The organism is Streptomyces sp. NPDC107471, from assembly GCF_055582845.1.
The window spans coordinates 938,789-954,808 of sequence record NZ_JBVJPC010000002.1; the positions used below are offsets into that span (position 1 = coordinate 938,789).

Sequence of the window (16,020 nt, forward strand, 5' to 3'; positions counted from 1 at the left end):
CGTGAGGAGGGGGAAGGTTCCGGCGAAATTTGCGGATTCGGTAACAGCAACGCGCCCCTCAGAGGGCGCGGGGAACTGCGCGACCAGCCACGACGGCGCGGCAGTTCCCCACGGCCTTCTTGCTCGGTCTCCCGCGGAGCGCTACGCCCCGAACGCCTTGCTCTTGCCCTTCGCCGGCTTGGCCCCGGCACGGAGATGCACCGGCACCAGATCGATCGCGGGCTCGGAGTACCCCACGGACACGATCCGGTCGCCCTGGTACGTGAAGGACGTCAGGGAGGCGAGCGTGCACTGCCGCTTGCGCGGGTCGTGCCACAGCCGCCGCTTCTCGACGTACGACCGCACGATCCAGATCGGCAACTGATGGCTGACCAGCACGGCCTCGTGGCCGCGCGCCCGGTCCCTGGCCGCGTCCAGCGCGCCCTTCATCCGGACGACCTGGTCGATGTACGGCTCGCCCCAGGACGGCTTGAAGGGGTTGACGAGGTGCTTCCAGTTCTCCGGGTTCTTCAGCGCCCCGTCGCCGACGCCGAAGGTCTTGCCCTGGAAGACGTTCTCCGCCTCGATGAGCCGCTCGTCGGTCGCGAGGTCGAGGCCGTGCGCCTTGGCGATGGGCGTCGCGGTCTCCTGCGCCCGCTCCAGCGGGGAGGCGCAGACATGGGTGACGTCCCGGGAGGCCAGGTGGTCGGCGACCCGGTCGGCCATCTGCCGCCCGAGCTCGGAGAGGTGGTAGCCCTCGAGACGGCCGTAGAGGACCCCGTCGGGGTTGGCGACCTCGCCGTGCCGCATCAAATGGACGACGGTGATGTCGCTGTTGCTGGGGGTGCTCATGCTGCCGTGGCCTCCGCCGCCGCTCGGGCCGCCGCCGGGAGGGCGTCGGCGATGCGCTGAACCGCCTGGTCGTCATGGGCCGTGGAGACGAACCACGACTCGAAGGAGGACGGCGGCAGGTAGACGCCGTTCTCCAGGAGGGAGTGGAAGAACGCGGTGAACCGGAAGGACTCCTGCGCCTTGGCGTCCTCGTAGTCGCGCACCGGCCGGTCGGTGAAGAACACCGAGAACATGTTGGAGGCGGTCTGCACGGTGTGCGCGACGCCCTCCTTGCCGAGCGCCTCGGAGACCAGCGAGCGGATCTGCTCGGAGACCGCGTCGACCTTGGCGTAGGCCGTGTCGTCGAGCAGCCGCAACTGGGCGAGGCCGGCGGCGGTGGCGACCGGGTTCCCGGAGAGGGTGCCGGCCTGGTAGACGGGCCCGGCGGGAGCGAGGTGGGCCATGACGTCGGCGCGGCCCCCGAAGGCGGCGGCCGGGAACCCGCCGCCCATGACCTTGCCGAAGGTCATGAGGTCCGGCTTGACCCCGTCGATGCCGTACCAGCCGCTCCGGCTGGTCCGGAACCCGGTCATGACCTCGTCGGAGATGTAGAGGGCGCCGTTCTGCGCGCAGGCGTCCTTCAGTCCCTGGTTGAAGCCGGGCAGCGGCGGCACGACCCCCATGTTGCCGGGCGAGGCCTCGGTGATCACACAGGCGATCTCGCCGGGGTGGCGGTGGAAGGCCTCGTGGACGGCTTCGAGGTCGTTGTACGGCAGCACGATCGTGTCGCCGGCCTGGGCGCCGGTGACGCCGGGGGTGTCGGGCAGCGCGAAGGTGGCGACGCCGGAACCGGCCGCGGCGAGCAGCGAGTCGACGTGACCGTGGTAACACCCGGCGAACTTGATGACCTTGGTGCGCCGGGTGAAGCCGCGGGCGAGCCGGATCGCCGACATGGTGGCCTCGGTCCCGCTGGAGACGAGCCGCACCTGGTCGACGGGCTCGACCCGGGCCACGATCTCCTCGGCGAGCGCGACCTCGCCCTCACCGGGGGTGCCGAAGGAGGTGCCCTTCGACACCGCCTCCTGGACGGCGGCGATGACCTCGGGGTGCGCGTGCCCGAGGATCATGGGGCCCCAGGAGCACACGAGGTCGACGTACTCCCGTCCGTCGGCGTCGGTCAGGTAGGGCCCGGTGCCGGACACCATGAAGCGGGGGGTGCCGCCCACGGCACGGAAGGCGCGGACCGGGGAGTTCACGCCGCCCGGCGTGACGGCGGACGCGCGGTCGAACAGGGCCTGCGAGACAGGCGCCTCGTATGAATAGGGCAATTCACTCATATCCTGCGACTACTCCGACCTTCTCCGGTTTGTTCGGCTTTCTGGACTCCGTTGCCGGTGACTACCTCAGGGTAGGCCAGCCCTCGAAACCCCCCGGCGCCCCACGATCTGCGAAACTGGATGCAGATACACACAGCTCACGGAGACGACGGCACGGAGCCGTCTGTTCAGGGGCTGCGAAGATCCTGCGGACAGGTGTTTCAACGCACGTTTCGGCGGGCGGCCGTGGGGGAGGTCACTGACACGATGATCGGGTTGCGCGACGGGGGTCGTGCGTCCTAGAAAAGCAGTCGGGTGGAGATATGCATCGCGGTGGCGGACTGGGCGAGGGGACTGATGACCTGGGTCCTCGACGTGCCCGGCGGGGAAGGCACCGGCGCGAGGCGGAGGAAGCGGCCGAGACCCGTCAGGGACGCGGTGCCCCGGGCACCCCGGATGAGTCGGAACGCGACGAGCGACGTATCGAACGTCGTATCGATCCGTTGAGGGCGGGAAGCAGGAATGGTGGTCGGGTGGGGGTGACGTACAAGTACTTCGGCGCGCCCGACGGGGCGACCGCGGCCCGCGTCCCGATCTCGATGCGCCCCGAGGAACTCGGCGGCGACGAGCTCGGCATGAACGGCATGTTCACCAAGATCAAGCCGGAGACCATGGCGGCCATGGTCCTCACCGGCATCGAGGGCGTCCCCCTGCACAAGGTCCCCCCGCTGGAACTGGTCGTCCTGCACCCCGACTACGCGGTGGTCAAGCTCCCCATGACGGTCGTGGACCCGCTGCGCGGCATAGGCGAGGAAGCGGTCGGCGCGGCGGCGTTCATCTGGTCGACGGTCCCGGACCGCGGCGGCCCGCGGGACGCGTTCAACGTCTACCAACTGCTGCACGAATGGCAGGACTTCAGCCACCGCCTGCACGAGGCGGGGCATCAGCCGTACTGCCTGGTGTGGCCGTGAGCAGTGAAGGGGCGGGGTCCTAGGACCCCGCCCCTTTCTTGTTCCCCGGGCCGGCGCGCTCGGGCGGTCCGCGCTCAGGCCGCCTTGCGGCCCTGCTCCCGGTGCGCGCGGATGACGTCCGCGTACCGGTGTCCCGTGCCCTTGATGGTCCGTCGCTGCGTCTCGTAGTCGACGTGGACCAGGCCGAAGCGCTTGTCGTAGCCGTAGGCCCACTCGAAGTTGTCCAGCAGCGACCAGGCGAAGTAGCCGGCCAGCGGGGCGCCCTTGCGGGCGGCGGACGCGCAGGCGGCCAGGTGGTCGATCAGGTACTGCTGGCGTTCCGGGTCGTCGACCGTCCCGTCGGGGCGTACGACGTCGGGGTAGGAGGAGCCGTTCTCGGTGACGTAGATCTTGCGGGCTCCGTACTCGTTCGTGAGGCGGAGCAGCAGGGTCTCGATGCCGCTCGCGTCGATCTCCCAGTCCATGCCGGTGCGGGGGACGCCGGGGCGGGCGACCTGGCGGGCCCGGGGTGCCGGTCCGGCGGGGTCGTCGGCCACGGTGACCGGCATGTAGTAGTTGAGGCCCAGCCAGTCCAGCGGGGTGGCGATCACCGCCAGGTCGCCGTCGCGCTCCGGCAGCTCGACGCCGTAGACCTCGCGCATGTCCGCCGGGAAGCCGCGGCCGTGGACCGGGTCGAGCCACCAGCGGTTGGTGTGGCCGTCCATGCGGCGGGCGGCCTCCAGGTCCTCGGGGCGGTCACTGGCCGCGTGGACGGTGGAGAGGTTGGTGACGAGGCCGACCTGGGCGGACGGGGACGCGGCGCGGATCGCCTGCGCGGCCAGGCCGTGGCCGAGGAGCAGGTGGTAGGAGGCCCGGACGGCGGCCGTGAGGTCGGTCAGACCGGGGGCCATGGTGCCTTCCAGGTGGCCGATCCAGGCCGAGCACAGCGGTTCGTTCAGGGTGGTCCAGTGGTCGACCCGGTCCCCGAGCCGCCCGGCCACGACCGAGGCGTACTCGGCGAAGTGCTCGGCGGTCTCGCGGGCGGGCCAGCCGCCGCGGTCCTGGAGCACCTGGGGCAGGTCCCAGTGGTAGAGGGTGACCGACGGGGTGATGCCGGCGGCCAGCACGGCGTCGATCAACTGGTCGTAGAAGTCGAGGCCCTTGGGGTTGACCGGGCCGTCGCCGCCGGGCATCACGCGCGGCCAGGCGACGGACAGCCGGTAGGCGTTGGTGCCCAGCCGGCGCATGAGGTCGATGTCCTCGCGCCAGCGGTGGTAGTGGTCGCAGGCGACGTCGCCGGTGTCGCCGCCGGCGACCTTGCCGGGGGTGTGCGAGAAGGTGTCCCAGATCGACGGCGAGCGGCCGTCCTCCGACACGGCTCCCTCGATCTGGTAGGCCGCCGTGGCCGTGCCCCACAGGAAGTCGTGCGGGAGTGCGGCGAGGTCGATGCTCACGAAAGTCCTTTCAAGATCGGTCACTTGACGGCGCCCGCCGTCAGCCCGGCGACGAGATAGCGCTGGAGCAGCAGGAACCCGGCGACCACGGGGACGCTGACGACCAGCGAGGCGGCCATGATCTGGTTCCAGTACACGTTGTTGAGCGTGGAGTAGCCCTGGAGTCCGACGGCGAGGGTGCGGGTGGTGTCGTTGGTCATCACCGACGCGAACAGCACCTCGCCCCAGGCCGTCATGAAGGCGTACACGGCGACGGCGACGATCCCGGGGATCGCGGCCGGCACGACGACCCGGAAGAGCGCGCCGAACGGCCCGCAGCCGTCCACCAGCGCGGCCTCGTCCAGGTCGCGCGGCACCGAGTCGAAGTACCCGATCAGCATCCAGATGGAGAAGGGCAGCGAGAAGGTCAGGTACGTCAGGATCAGCCCGCCGCGCGAGCCGAACAGGGCGATGCCGGTGGCGTTGCCGATGTTGACGTAGATCAGGAACAGGGGCAGCAGGAAGAGGATGCCCGGGAACATCTGCGTGGACAGCACGGTGACCGTGAAGACCCGCTTGCCGCGGAACTCGTAGCGGCTGACGGCGTACGCGGCGAACACCGCGATCACCACCGAGCAGACGGTCGCCGCGCCGGCCACCACCAGCGAGTTCACGAAGTAGCGCGCGAGCGGGATGGTGGACCAGATGTCGATGTACGGCCGGATGGTCACCTCGCTCGGCAGCCAGTGGAACTGACCCGTGACGTCCGCGAGCGGCTTCAGCGAGCTGGAGACCATGACGTACACCGGCAGCAGGACGAAGCCGGTGAGCAGGGTGAGGAAGATCCGCCGGGACCAGAAGAACGAACGCGGCGGTGCCATCGGCGAGTTGGTGCTAGCCATGGGCCGGCTTCCTTCCCCGGGAGGTCAGCAGGAGGTACACGCCCGTCACCACGAGCAGGAACAGCAGCAGGAGCACGGACATGGCGGAGCCGGTGCCGAAGTTCCAGGTGACGAAGGACGCCTGGTAGATGTGGACCGAGATCAGGTCCGCGGCCTCCGGAGCCGACTTGCCGAACAGGACGAACGGCGTGTTGAAGTCGTTGAACGTCCACAGGAACAGCACCAGGAGCAGCACCTGGTTGACGGGCCGCAGGGACGGCAGCGTGATCCGGCGGATCTGCTGCCACATCCCGGCGCCGTCCAGGGCCGCCGCCTCGTACAGCTCGCCGGGGATGTTCTGCAGTCCGGCCATGACGATGAGGAAGGCGAACGGCCAGCCCTTCCACACCGACACGGTGAGCAGGGCCCAGAAGCTGTTGTCGCCGATGAGCCAGAAGGACGGCTTGTCGGTGAGGTGGAGCTGGTCGTGCAGGACGTGGTTCACCAGGCCGTTGTCGTGCTGGAACATGAACACCCAGGTGATGACGGCCGCGTAGACCGGCAGGGCGTACGGGATGAGGAACAGCGCCCGCAGCAGGCCCCGGCCGCGGAAGTTGTCCTGCAGGTAGACGGCCGCCGCCGTGCCGATCAGCCAGCACAGGCCGACCGACAGCAGCGTGAAGGCCACGGTGACGAGGAACGAGTGCAGCAGCGCCTCGCCGACCGGGGCGTCGAAGTCCACCGACACCTTGTAGTTGTCGAGGCCGGACCAGGGCGCGGCGCCCCAGTCACGGATGTAGAACTGCGTGAGCTCCTTGAAGCTCATCACGATGCCGATCACCATCGGCACCAGGTGGACCAGGAGTTCGAGGAGCAGGGCCGGCAGCAGGAGCAGGTACGGCAGCCCGATGCGGCGGATCCTTCCGGGGCGGCGGCGGGGACCGGGCTTCGCCGCCCCGGAAGGGGTCTCGCCCACGGCGGCCTCTGCGGGCGCGGTGGTGGTCATCGTGCTCACTTCGTCGGCATCTGCTGCTGGGCCTTCTCCAGCGCCGCCTTCACCGACTCGGTGGTGACCGCGCGTCCGGCGGCCGCGTCGGCGAAGAGGTCCTTGACGGCGGTTCCCACGGCCGTCTCGAACTGCGACTCGTCGGCGACCTGGGGCAGGGCGGCGGCGCTGGTGGCGAGGGTGTCCTTGAGGACCTTGTTGGCGCCCGTGCTGAACGTGGTGTCCTCCTGCACGGTCTTCACCGGCGGGATGGAGCTGTAGGCGGTGTTGAGGATCTTCTGCTCGGCGTCGCTGGTCATGAACTTCACGAACTTCTTGGCGCCGTCGGTGTTGTCGGTGTTCTTGAAGACGGCCAGGTTGATGCCCATGACGGCCGAGTTGACCTGGGTGCCGCCGCCCGGGGTGCCGGACTGCACGGGCACGGGCGCGATGCCGTACTTGTCCTCGCTCATGCCCTGGGACTTGAGGTTGGCGGACGCGGACTGCCACAGCAGCATGGCCTGGTTGCCCTTGGCGAAGTCGCTGACCGACTGGTTCTGGGCGTACTCGGCGTCGCCGGTCGGGATGACCTTGTCCTTGGCCATGAGGTCGACGTACTGCTTGACGGCGGCCACCACGTTGTCGTTGGTGAAGTCGGGCTTGCCGTCGGCGGTGAAGAAGTCGCCGCCGTGCTGCTTGGCGAAGACGAAGACGTGGTGGATGTTCTCGGAGAGGTTCGCGCCCTCGGCGCCGAGCGCGGACTTGCCCTTGGCCTGGATCTTCTTGCCGTCGGCGACCAGTTCGTCCCAGGTGGCCGGGGGCTTGGTGATGCCGGCGTCGGCGAAGATCTCCTTGTTGTAGTAGAGGGCGTAGGACATCGAGTAGAGCGGGACCGCGGCCGGGTCCTGGCCCTGGGCGCCGGTGGAGCCGAGCGCGGAGTCGACGAAGCGGTCCTTGCCGCCGATCGCGGCGAAGTTCTTCGCGTCCCAGGGCAGCAGCGCGCCGGTGGCCTGGAGGGAGGCGCTCCAGGTGTTGCCGATGTTGAGGACGTCCGGGCCCTGCCCGGAGGTGGTCGCGGTGAGGATCCGGTTGAGCAGGTCGGACCAGGGCACGACCTCGACCTTGACCTTGATGCCGGTCTGCTTCTCGAACTTGTCGAGCTCGGGCTGGAGCACCTTCTTGTCGACCTCGATGCTGGCGCCCTGGTTGGACGCCCAGTAGGTCAGGGTCTTCGGCGAGTCGTTGGACCCGCCGCTCGTCGACGAGCCGCCGCCACAGGCGGTCACGAGAGTCATGAGGGAAACGGTGACCGCACCGGCGGCCGCGGCTCGGGTTCTGCGCATGGCTCTGGTGTCCCTTCCAGGGAGAGACCCCCGGTGCGTTCGCTTCTCGAACACCACCCCGGAGTTAATTTATGGCGTGATTTAAGACGCGAAGGAAAGTCGCGTCAAGAGTCGGCGCGAGGGTATCTTGCAGGTCGAGGCGGCGTCGGAAGGGATCCACATGGTGGGGCGGAGCGGGCGGACGGTGCGTGACCTGCGACGGGGCAACCGAACCGCCGTACTGCAACGGTTGTATTTCGACGGCCCCATGAGCCGCTACGAACTGGCTCCGGCCACCGGTCTCAGCGGCGGCTCCATCAGCAACGTGGTCGCCGAACTCGTCGAGGACGGTCTGGTCGAGGAGGCCGGCACCGTCGAGTCCGACGGCGGCCGCCCCCGCACCCTGCTGCGCGTCGCCCCCGCCGGCGGCCACCTGATCGGCGTCGACGTCGGCGAGACCCGCGTGCGCGTCGAGCTCTTCGACCTCACCCTCACCGAACTCGCCCGCACCGAACGGCCCCTGGAGCATCACGGCTACGACGTCGAGGCCGTCGTCGGTCACATCCGCGACGGCATCGCCGAGGTCCTCGCCGACACGGACGTCACCCCGGAACAGCTTCTGGGCGTCGGCATCGGTGTCCCCGGGATCGTGTCCCGCGCGCCGGGCCAGGGCGCGGTGGTGCACGGACAGACGATCGGCTGGGACACCGTCCCGCTGGAGTCCCTGCTGCGTTCGACCTGTGAACTGCCCGACTCGGTCCCGTACTTCATCGACAACGGCGCCCGCACCCTGGGCCAGGCCGAGCTGTGGTTCGGAGCCGGCCGGGGCTCCCGGAACGCGGTGGTCGTCCTGTTCGGCTCGGGCATCGGCGCCTGTCTCGTCACCGAGGAGGTGGAATACGGCCGCGCCCTGGAGTGGGGCCATGTGACCGTCCGGGTCAGGGGGCGCCGCTGCCGCTGCGGCGCGCTGGGCTGCCTGGAGGCGTACGCGGGCGCGGGGGCGCTGGTCGACCGCTGGCGCGAGGCGGGCGGCCACCCGCCGGAGGGCACCGACGAGGAGACCGCGCTCGCCGCGCTGCTCGCCGCCGCCCATCCGGAGGGGGACGCGGAGGCCGACCCGGTGGCCGTCGCCGTCCTGGAGGAGACCGCCGAGTACGTCGGCGCCGGCCTGTCCGACCTGGTCAACCTCTTCCAGCCCGAACGCATCCTCATCGGCGGCTGGGCGGGCCTCCAGCTCGGCCGCCACTTCCTGCCCGCCGTCCGCCGGTACGCCGACGCGTACGCCCTGCGCCACCCCGCCGCACGCGTCTCCATCGACGTCGGCCGGCTCGGCACGGACGCGGTCACGGTCGGCGCGGCGAGCCTCCCCCTGGCCGACTTCTTCGCCCGCGGCGGCCACCGGGCCGTGCGCGGCCGCGAGCGGGAGGGCGTGAAGGGCTGACGGACCGGCCCCGCGAAGCGGTCGACCCCAGGACTCACCGCGGCCGCCCGATGATCGCCGGAAGCCTGGTCGCGAGCAGCGGCGACGGCACCCCGGTCGCCCTCCTGCTGTGCGGCGGCTCGCTGATCACCGCGCTGACGGTGTGCTTCGTCCGCGAGACCAGCCGTACCTCGCTGGGCGCCGGCCCCGCCTTCCGACCGGCCGCCCCCTCTCCGCGCCCCGACGGCCTTGCCCACCCCGCCGACCGCCGGTGACCTCGTACGACCGCCTGCCGCACGGTCGGCGGGCGGTCGTACGCTTGCCCCCGTGGACGACGACATCCTGGACACCGCGGAAGGGCCGCAGCCGCGCCCGCAGTCGCTCATGCTGACCTTCTTCGGCAACCACGTCCTGGAGGAGGGGGACCTGGGCGTCTACTCGGGCAGCATCATCGACGTCCTGGGCCGTGTCGGCGTCGGCGAGCAGGCGGTGCGCTCGACCCTCACCCGCATGGTCAACCGCGGGCTGCTCCAGCGGCAGCGCGAGGGCCGCAAGATGTTCTTCGGTCTGACCCCGCAGGCCACCAGGGTCCTGATCGACGGCCGCATCCGCATCTGGGAGCAGGGCGCCGTCAACGACGACTGGGACGGCTCCTGGACCCTGCTCGGCTTCTCCCTGCCCGACTCCTGGAAGCGCCAGCGCCACGACCTGCGCTCGCGGCTCACCTGGTCCGGGTTCGGCGCCCTGTACAGCGGCCTGTGGATCGCGCCGGGCCACGTGGACGTCGCCGAGGTGGTCACCGACCTCGGGCTCGCGGACCACGTCAAGATCTTCCACGCCCGGGCCGCCGAGGTGACCGACATCGAGCAGATGATCCGCGACACCTGGGACCTGGAGTCCATCGCCGCGCGCTACGTCACCTTCGACAAGCGCTGGAGCGCCCACCTCGGCAACGGCGCCGACGAGGACCCGATCGGCACCCGCCTGCGCCTGGTCAGCGACTGGCTCCGGACCATCCGCACGGACCCGAGGCTCCCGGCCCGCCACCTGCCCCCGGCCTGGCCGGCCCGCACCGCGCAGGAGACCTTCCACCGGGTCGCGGAACAGACCCACCCGGCCCTGGCGGCGGCCCGCACGGCCCTGGAGACGACCCCGCTGCGCAGCCGGTCGGTGTAGAGCGCCCGAAGAAGTGCCTCGCTGTGCGGTAGGGCGGCTGCGGAAGCGTCGTGGCTGTTCGCGCAGTTCCCCGCGCCCCTGGAAAGCCGCACCCCGGCAACCCCTCGCACGGGCCGCCGCAGGCCCCAGGGGCGCGGGGAACTGCGCAAGACGACGCCAGCCCCCACCCCAGGGGCGCGGGGAACTGCGCGAAAAACACCAGCCCCCACCGAATCCGCACCCGAAGCCGAACCCGAAAGCCACCCCCCTACCCCCCACCCCCCACCGTGAACCCGATCACCGTCCCGCCCCCGTCCCGCGGATACGCGAACGGCGCTCCCCCGTGCGACAGCGCCACTTCGCGCACGATTGACAGGCCCAGCCCCGACCCCGGCAGCGAGCGGGCGTCCGCCGCCCGGTAGAACCGGTCGAAGACCCGCACGAGATCGGCGTTCGCGATCCCGGGGCCCCGGTCCAGCACCTCCACCCGCACGGGCCCGGACGGCGTGAACCCCGACACCGAGATCTCGATCGGACCGGTACCGTCCCGGTCGAACTTCGCCGCGTTCTCGACCAGGTTCGACAGGGCCCGCTGGAGCATCCCCGGCCGCCCGTCCGTCACCGTCGACCCGCTCGCGTGCACCAGAACCTGGCGTCCGGTCCGCCGCCGGGCCAGCCCCGCCACGTCCTCGGCGACATCGGCGAGATCCACCCGCTGCGGCGGCTCGTTGTCCGACTGCCCCGCCGCGAGGTCGACCAGTTCGTTGACCAGGTCGGTCAACTCCCGTGCCTCCTGCGTGAGATCGGCGACCAGGTCCTCGCGCGTGGCGGGCGGCAGCTCGTCGATCCGCCGCAGCAGCGAGATGTTCGTGCGCAACGACGTGAGCGGCGTCCGCAGCTCGTGCCCCGCGTCCTGCACCAGCCGCCGCTGGTCCTCCTCCGACTGCGCGAGCCGCCCCAGCATCCGGTCGAAGGCCCGGCCCAGCCGCCCCACCTCGTCGTAACCGGTGACCGGCACCTCGATCCCGAGCCGCCGGGTCCGCGCCACGTCCTCCGCGGCCGACGTGAGGATCACCAGCCGCCGGGTGATCCGCCGGGCCAGCCACCACCCGAAGAGCCCGGCACCCACCACGACCGCCGCCATGAGCAGGAACGTCCGCTGCTGGAGCGCCCGCAGCAGGTCCTCGGTGTCACTGAACTCCTGGGCCACCTGCACCGCGCCCCGCCCGTCCCCCAGCGAGACGGTGGCGATCCGGTACACGTCACTGCCGACCGAGACCTCCTTGTGCAGGACCATCCGCCCGGCCGTGTCCGCGGCCGCGATCCGCCGGTCCCCGGCCACCACCGGCAGCCCGGGCCGCCCGGGGTCGGCGACCGCCCCGGTGGGCCCCAGCACCTGCACGTCCGTACGGGCGGGCCGCACCAGGTCATGGCCCGGCGCCGAGGACGAGAAGTCATCCGGCGCCATCCGGTGCTGGCTCACCTCGTCCCGCAGATCCTGCACGACCTGGTCGAACACGGACTCCTGGTCGACCCGCACCAGCCGGGCGGCGGCACTGTAGGACAGCACCCCGACGAGCACGGTCACCACGGCCGTCACCGCGGCGAAGGACACCACGAACGTGGTCCGCAGGGACAGCAGCCGGGGCCGCGGCCGGGCCCACAGCCGGGCCAGCCGCCCCACTCAGTCCTCCCGGAGCACGTAACCCACCCCACGCACCGTGTGGATGAGCTGCGGCGCGCCGGGCTCGTCGAGCTTGCGGCGCAGGTAGCCGACGTAGACGGCGAGGTTCTTGGAGCCGGGCCCGAAGTCGTAGCCCCAGATGCGGTCGTAGATGGTCGAGTGGTCCAGCACGATGCCCGCGTTCCGCACGAGCAGCTCCAGCAGCTCGAACTCGGTGCGGGTCAGCTCCAGCTCGCGCGCGCCCCGCCAGGCCCGCCGCGCCTGGATGTCCATCCGCAGCCCGGCCGCCTCGATCCGCCCCCCGGGCAGCTCCGGCGCGACGGGCCGGGGTGCGGCGCCGACCGGGGCCATCCCGTCGGGGCTGGTCCGCCGCAGCAGGGCCCGCAGCCGGGCGAAGACCTCCTCGACGTCGAAGGGCTTGACCACGTAGTCGTCGGCGCCCGCGTCCAGGCCGGCGATCCGGTCCTGGGTCTCCACGAGCGCCGTCAGCATGAGGATCGGCGTGCGGTCGCCCTCGGCGCGCAGCACTCGGCAGACCTGGAGCCCGTCGATCCCGGGCATCATCACGTCGAGGACGAGCACGTCCGGCGGCGTCCGGTGGGCCTGCGCCAGCGCCTCGACCCCGTCGGCGACCGCGGTGACCTGGTAGCCCTCCAGGATCAGGGCGCGCTCCAGGGCGTGACGGATGGCACGGTCGTCTTCGGCGAGCAGCACATTTTGGGGCACACCCTCAGTGTGCCGTGCCCGCCGAGTCGTACGACGTGATGAGCTGCTCACCGCGTGCCCTTCTTACTGGCCTCTCACCCCGTGGGGCGCAACGCGGCGAGCTGCTCCTCGAAGGGCACCACCGCCGAGAACGTGTCGGCCGCGGTGGCGTGCGGCGCGCGCCCGGCCGACAGTCCGGCCATCAGCGCGGCCAGTTGTCCCGCCGCGCGTTCGACGCGTCCGTCCAGCCCCTCGGCGCCCCAGTCCTCCGAGGCGGCGTACACGCCGGTCGGCACCACGACGGCCTTCAGGTAGGCGAACAGCGGCCGCAGCGCGTGCTCCAGCACCAGCGAGTGCCGGGCCGTGCCGCCGGTCGCCGCGATCAGCACCGGCTTGCCCTCCAGCGCGTCCGGCTCGAGCACGTCGAAGAACGACTTGAACAGTCCGCTGTACGACGCCGAGAACACCGGCGTGACGACGATCAGTCCGTCGGCCGCGGCCACCGCCTCCTGCGCGGCGGCCAGGGCCCGTCCCGGGAAGCCGTTGGTGAAGTTCTGCGCGATCTCCACGGCCAGTTCCCGCAACTCCACGACCTGGAGGTCCACCGCGGCCGTCCGCTCCACGGCGGCGGCCAGCCGGTCGCCCAGCAGCCGGGTGGACGACGGGACGCTCAGTCCCGCGGAGACGACGACGAGCTTCATGCGACGACCTCCTTGTTCCGTTCCGCGGCCAGCAGGGACGCGTGGGTGGGAGCCTCCGGCACGTCGGCCGGGCGGCCGACGGCGAACTCCTTGCGCAGCACCGGCACGACCTCCTCGCCGAGCAGGTCTATCTGCTCCAGGACGGTCTTCAGGGGCAGTCCGGCGTGGTCCAGGAGGAAGAGCTGGCGCTGGTAGTCACCGGCGTACTCGCGGAACTTCAGCGTCTTCTCGATGACCTGCTCCGGGGAGCCGACGGTCAGCGGGGTCTGCTCGGTGAAGTCCTCCAGGGACGGCCCGTGCCCGTACACCGGCGCGACGTCGAAGTAGGGCCGGAACTCCTTCACCGCGTCCTGCGAGTTGCGGCGCATGAACACCTGGCCGCCGAGGCCGACGATCGCCTGCTCGGGCGTGCCGTGCCCGTAGTGGGCGTACCGGGCCCGGTACAGCTCGACCATGCGCTTGGTGTGGTCGGCCGGCCAGAAGATGTTGTTGTGGAAGAACCCGTCACCGTAGTAGGCGGCCTGCTCGGCTATCTCCGGGGAGCGGATGGAGCCGTGCCACACGAACGGGGCGACCCCGTCCAGCGGGCGGGGCGTCGAGGTGAAGCCCTGGAGCGGGGTGCGGAACTTGCCCTCCCAGTTCACGACGTCCTCGCGCCACAGCCGGCGCAGCAGCGCGTAGTTCTCGACGGCGAGGTTGATGCCCTCGCGGATGTCCTTGCCGAACCAGGGGTAGACCGGGCCGGTGTTGCCGCGGCCCATCATCAGGTCCACCCGCCCGTCGGCGAGGTGCTGGAGCATCGCGAAGTCCTCGGCGATCTTCACCGGGTCGTTCGTGGTGATCAGCGTCGTCGACGTGGAGAGGATGAGCTTCTCCGTCTGCGCCGCGATGTAGCCGAGCATGGTCGTCGGGGACGACGGCACGAACGGCGGGTTGTGGTGCTCGCCGGTCGCGAAGACGTCCAGCCCGACCTCCTCCGCCTTCAGCGCGATCGCGACCATGGCCTTGATCCGCTCACGCTCGGTCGGCGTACGGCCGGTCGTCGGGTCCGGCGTGACATCGCCGACGCTGAAGATCCCGAACTGCATGGTCGCTCACCCTCCAGGTTGTTGACGGTTCAACTATAACCGCGTACCCGGAGAACGAGACCCCGCCCCCACCTATTCCCACCGGGGGCACCCGGCGACGGGTGACCGGGGTGCCCCCGCGCGCGTCAGAAGTAGTACTCGTCCCCGCTGTCCAGCACCAGCACCCGCTGCCGGTCGTTCTCCCGGTTGCGGTCCACCGTCCCGCCGTTCCACACCGTGTCGATCTCCAGCAGCACCTCCGAGGGCGCCCCCCGCAGGCGCACCCGCATCTCCACCCGCTCCCCCACCCCGTCCGCGGCCAGCGCCCCCACCCCGCACAGCACGACCCGCTCGTCCGACCGCGCACACCCCTGCGGCAACACCTGCTCGTTCACGAGCGGCTCGGACCACCGCAGCCGTACGGTCGCGTCCGGCACCGCGGAAGGACCGTGATTGCGCGGGGTGAACCGCACGTCCACCCGCCCGCCCGACATCGCCGCGGCCCCGTGGTACGCCAGATCCGCCTCGGGTCCGCCGACGGCGGCCGCGGTACCCCCGCCCACCAGCGCCACCAGCACCGCACCCCACACCGCAAGCACCCGCATGCCACCCACTCCTCGCTCCAGCCGCCCGAACCGCCGCGGTCGCAGGGATGTATCCCACGTACGGCGAACGGCAGGCGCCCTCCATCAGGTGACGCGGGCCCCGGCACACGGGCGTGCGAAGCTGGCCCACATGCTCGTAGCCCGCTCCGCCGCCCTCTTCGTCGTGGCCGCCCTCTTCGAGATCGGCGGCGCCTGGCTGGTCTGGCAGGGCGTACGGGAGCACCGCGGCTGGATGTGGACCGCGGGCGGCGTCCTCGCCCTGGGCGCCTACGGCTTTGTCGCCACCTTCCAGCCGGACGCCCACTTCGGCCGCATCCTCGCCGCGTACGGCGGCATCTTCGTGGCCGGCTCGATCCTGTGGGGCATGGCGGCCGACGGCTACCGCCCCGACCGCTGGGACATCGCGGGCGCGCTGGTCTGCCTCGCGGGCATGGCGGTGATCATGTACGCCCCGCGGGGCGACTGACGGCCGTCCCCGGGACGTCGCTCAGGACGTCCCGTCCTCGGGCAGCAGCCCGAGCTGCCCCAGGAACTCCATCTCGTCGAAGTAGAGCCGGTAGTCCACGATCCGGCCGTCCCGCACGGTGGCGATGTCGACCCCGCGGATCCTGATCTCCTTCTGCGTCGGCGGCAACGTCTCCCCGGTGGGGAGCTGGATCGGCCCGGTGTTGCGGCCGCTGAAGACGCCCTCGTCGATGGCCGTGTCCCCGGTCTCGTAGGCGTGCTTCGTCTCGAACCTGCCGTCCGGCACCGCCTCCGTCATCTGCCGCCAGTACGCGACGATGTCGTCCCGCCCGTGGATCTCGCCCTCGTCGGGGGTGACGGCGACCGCGTCCTCCGCGTACAGCTCGGCGACGGCCTTCAGATCCGGGTGCGTGACCGCGTCGGTGAGCCGGTCCATGACCTCACGCGCTTCTCCCATGGTCCACCTCCGTGTGCCAGAGGACCACCCACCCCATTTTCCCACCGGCCCGCCATCCGGACCC

General features: G+C 71.1%; 17 protein-coding genes. 5 read left to right on the forward strand and 12 right to left on the reverse strand.

Annotated elements, in window-relative coordinates:
- Window positions 1-141: 141 nt before the first annotated feature.
- On the reverse strand, window positions 142-831 hold the full coding sequence (locus tag ACZ66S_RS09225; RefSeq protein ID WP_469900762.1) for a histidine phosphatase family protein: 690 nt from the start codon (window positions 829-831) through the stop codon (window positions 142-144).
- Window positions 828-2,147 (reverse strand): glutamate-1-semialdehyde 2,1-aminomutase, encoded by a 1,320-nt coding sequence (hemL, locus tag ACZ66S_RS09230; RefSeq protein WP_469900764.1) that lies wholly within the window; start codon window positions 2,145-2,147, stop codon window positions 828-830. The genes ACZ66S_RS09225 and hemL overlap by 4 nt, the downstream gene beginning before the upstream one ends.
- 302 nt (window positions 2,148-2,449) lie before the next feature.
- Here hemL and ACZ66S_RS09235 point away from each other — a divergent pair, with 302 nt between their 5' ends.
- Window positions 2,450-3,097 carry a hypothetical protein gene (locus ACZ66S_RS09235; RefSeq protein WP_078959859.1) on the forward strand — a complete coding sequence of 216 codons (648 nt, stop codon included), beginning with the start codon at window positions 2,450-2,452 and terminating at the stop codon, window positions 3,095-3,097.
- Window positions 3,098-3,171: 74 nt separating this feature from the next.
- On the opposite strand, the gene ACZ66S_RS09240 is transcribed toward ACZ66S_RS09235, so the two are convergent.
- Genes ACZ66S_RS09240 through ACZ66S_RS09255 form a run of 4 tightly spaced genes read right to left on the reverse strand, consistent with a single transcriptional unit; the run spans window position 3,172 to window position 7,718 of the window.
- On the reverse strand, window positions 3,172-4,530 hold the full coding sequence (locus tag ACZ66S_RS09240) for a GH1 family beta-glucosidase (protein WP_469900766.1): 1,359 nt from the start codon (window positions 4,528-4,530) through the stop codon (window positions 3,172-3,174).
- A 20-nt stretch (window positions 4,531-4,550) separates the two neighbouring features.
- The gene (locus ACZ66S_RS09245; protein WP_053848248.1) at window positions 4,551-5,390 is read right to left on the reverse strand and encodes a carbohydrate ABC transporter permease; all 840 of its coding nucleotides are present in this window, start codon (window positions 5,388-5,390) and stop codon (window positions 4,551-4,553) included.
- Between the two features lie 13 nt (window positions 5,391-5,403).
- On the reverse strand, window positions 5,404-6,396 hold the full coding sequence (locus ACZ66S_RS09250; protein WP_469900768.1) for a carbohydrate ABC transporter permease: 993 nt from the start codon (window positions 6,394-6,396) through the stop codon (window positions 5,404-5,406).
- Window positions 6,397-6,401: 5 nt separating this feature from the next.
- On the reverse strand, window positions 6,402-7,718 hold the full coding sequence (locus ACZ66S_RS09255) for an ABC transporter substrate-binding protein (RefSeq protein WP_469900770.1): 1,317 nt from the start codon (window positions 7,716-7,718) through the stop codon (window positions 6,402-6,404).
- Window positions 7,719-7,878: 160 nt separating this feature from the next.
- Here ACZ66S_RS09255 and ACZ66S_RS09260 point away from each other — a divergent pair, with 160 nt between their 5' ends.
- The 3 genes from ACZ66S_RS09260 to ACZ66S_RS09270 are packed head-to-tail and all read left to right on the forward strand — an operon-like array spanning window position 7,879 to window position 10,293.
- On the forward strand, window positions 7,879-9,138 hold the full coding sequence (locus ACZ66S_RS09260; RefSeq protein WP_469900772.1) for an ROK family transcriptional regulator: 1,260 nt from the start codon (window positions 7,879-7,881) through the stop codon (window positions 9,136-9,138).
- 50 nt (window positions 9,139-9,188) lie between these two features.
- On the forward strand, window positions 9,189-9,392 hold the full coding sequence (locus ACZ66S_RS09265; RefSeq protein WP_469900774.1) for a hypothetical protein: 204 nt from the start codon (window positions 9,189-9,191) through the stop codon (window positions 9,390-9,392).
- A gap of 52 nt (window positions 9,393-9,444) precedes the next feature.
- Window positions 9,445-10,293: a PaaX family transcriptional regulator gene (locus ACZ66S_RS09270; RefSeq protein WP_469900776.1), complete on the forward strand. Its 849-nt coding sequence runs from the start codon at window positions 9,445-9,447 to the stop codon at window positions 10,291-10,293.
- Between the two features lie 247 nt (window positions 10,294-10,540).
- Here ACZ66S_RS09270 and ACZ66S_RS09275 read toward each other — a convergent pair whose 3' ends face one another.
- From ACZ66S_RS09275 to ACZ66S_RS09295, 5 genes are all read right to left on the reverse strand, one after another.
- Complete coding sequence (locus ACZ66S_RS09275; protein WP_469900778.1) at window positions 10,541-11,956, reverse strand: sensor histidine kinase; 1,416 nt, start codon at window positions 11,954-11,956, stop codon at window positions 10,541-10,543.
- Window positions 11,957-12,682, reverse strand: a complete 726-nt coding sequence (locus ACZ66S_RS09280; protein WP_469900780.1) for a response regulator transcription factor — start codon at window positions 12,680-12,682, stop codon at window positions 11,957-11,959.
- Window positions 12,683-12,756: 74 nt separating this feature from the next.
- Complete coding sequence (locus ACZ66S_RS09285) at window positions 12,757-13,362, reverse strand: FMN reductase (protein ID WP_469900782.1); 606 nt, start codon at window positions 13,360-13,362, stop codon at window positions 12,757-12,759.
- Window positions 13,359-14,450: an LLM class flavin-dependent oxidoreductase gene (locus ACZ66S_RS09290; RefSeq protein WP_469900784.1), complete on the reverse strand. Its 1,092-nt coding sequence runs from the start codon at window positions 14,448-14,450 to the stop codon at window positions 13,359-13,361. Before ACZ66S_RS09290 ends, ACZ66S_RS09285 begins: the two co-directional genes overlap by 4 nt.
- Window positions 14,451-14,575: 125 nt before the next feature.
- Window positions 14,576-15,034, reverse strand: a complete 459-nt coding sequence (locus ACZ66S_RS09295) for a hypothetical protein (protein WP_469900786.1) — start codon at window positions 15,032-15,034, stop codon at window positions 14,576-14,578.
- Between the two features lie 130 nt (window positions 15,035-15,164).
- Here ACZ66S_RS09295 and ACZ66S_RS09300 point away from each other — a divergent pair, with 130 nt between their 5' ends.
- On the forward strand, window positions 15,165-15,500 hold the full coding sequence (locus ACZ66S_RS09300; RefSeq protein WP_469900788.1) for a YnfA family protein: 336 nt from the start codon (window positions 15,165-15,167) through the stop codon (window positions 15,498-15,500).
- A gap of 21 nt (window positions 15,501-15,521) precedes the next feature.
- On the opposite strand, the gene ACZ66S_RS09305 is transcribed toward ACZ66S_RS09300, so the two are convergent.
- Entirely contained in the window at window positions 15,522-15,956 is a 435-nt protein-coding gene (locus ACZ66S_RS09305; RefSeq protein WP_469900790.1) for an ester cyclase, read from the reverse strand.
- Between the last annotated feature and the right edge of the window lie 64 nt (window positions 15,957-16,020).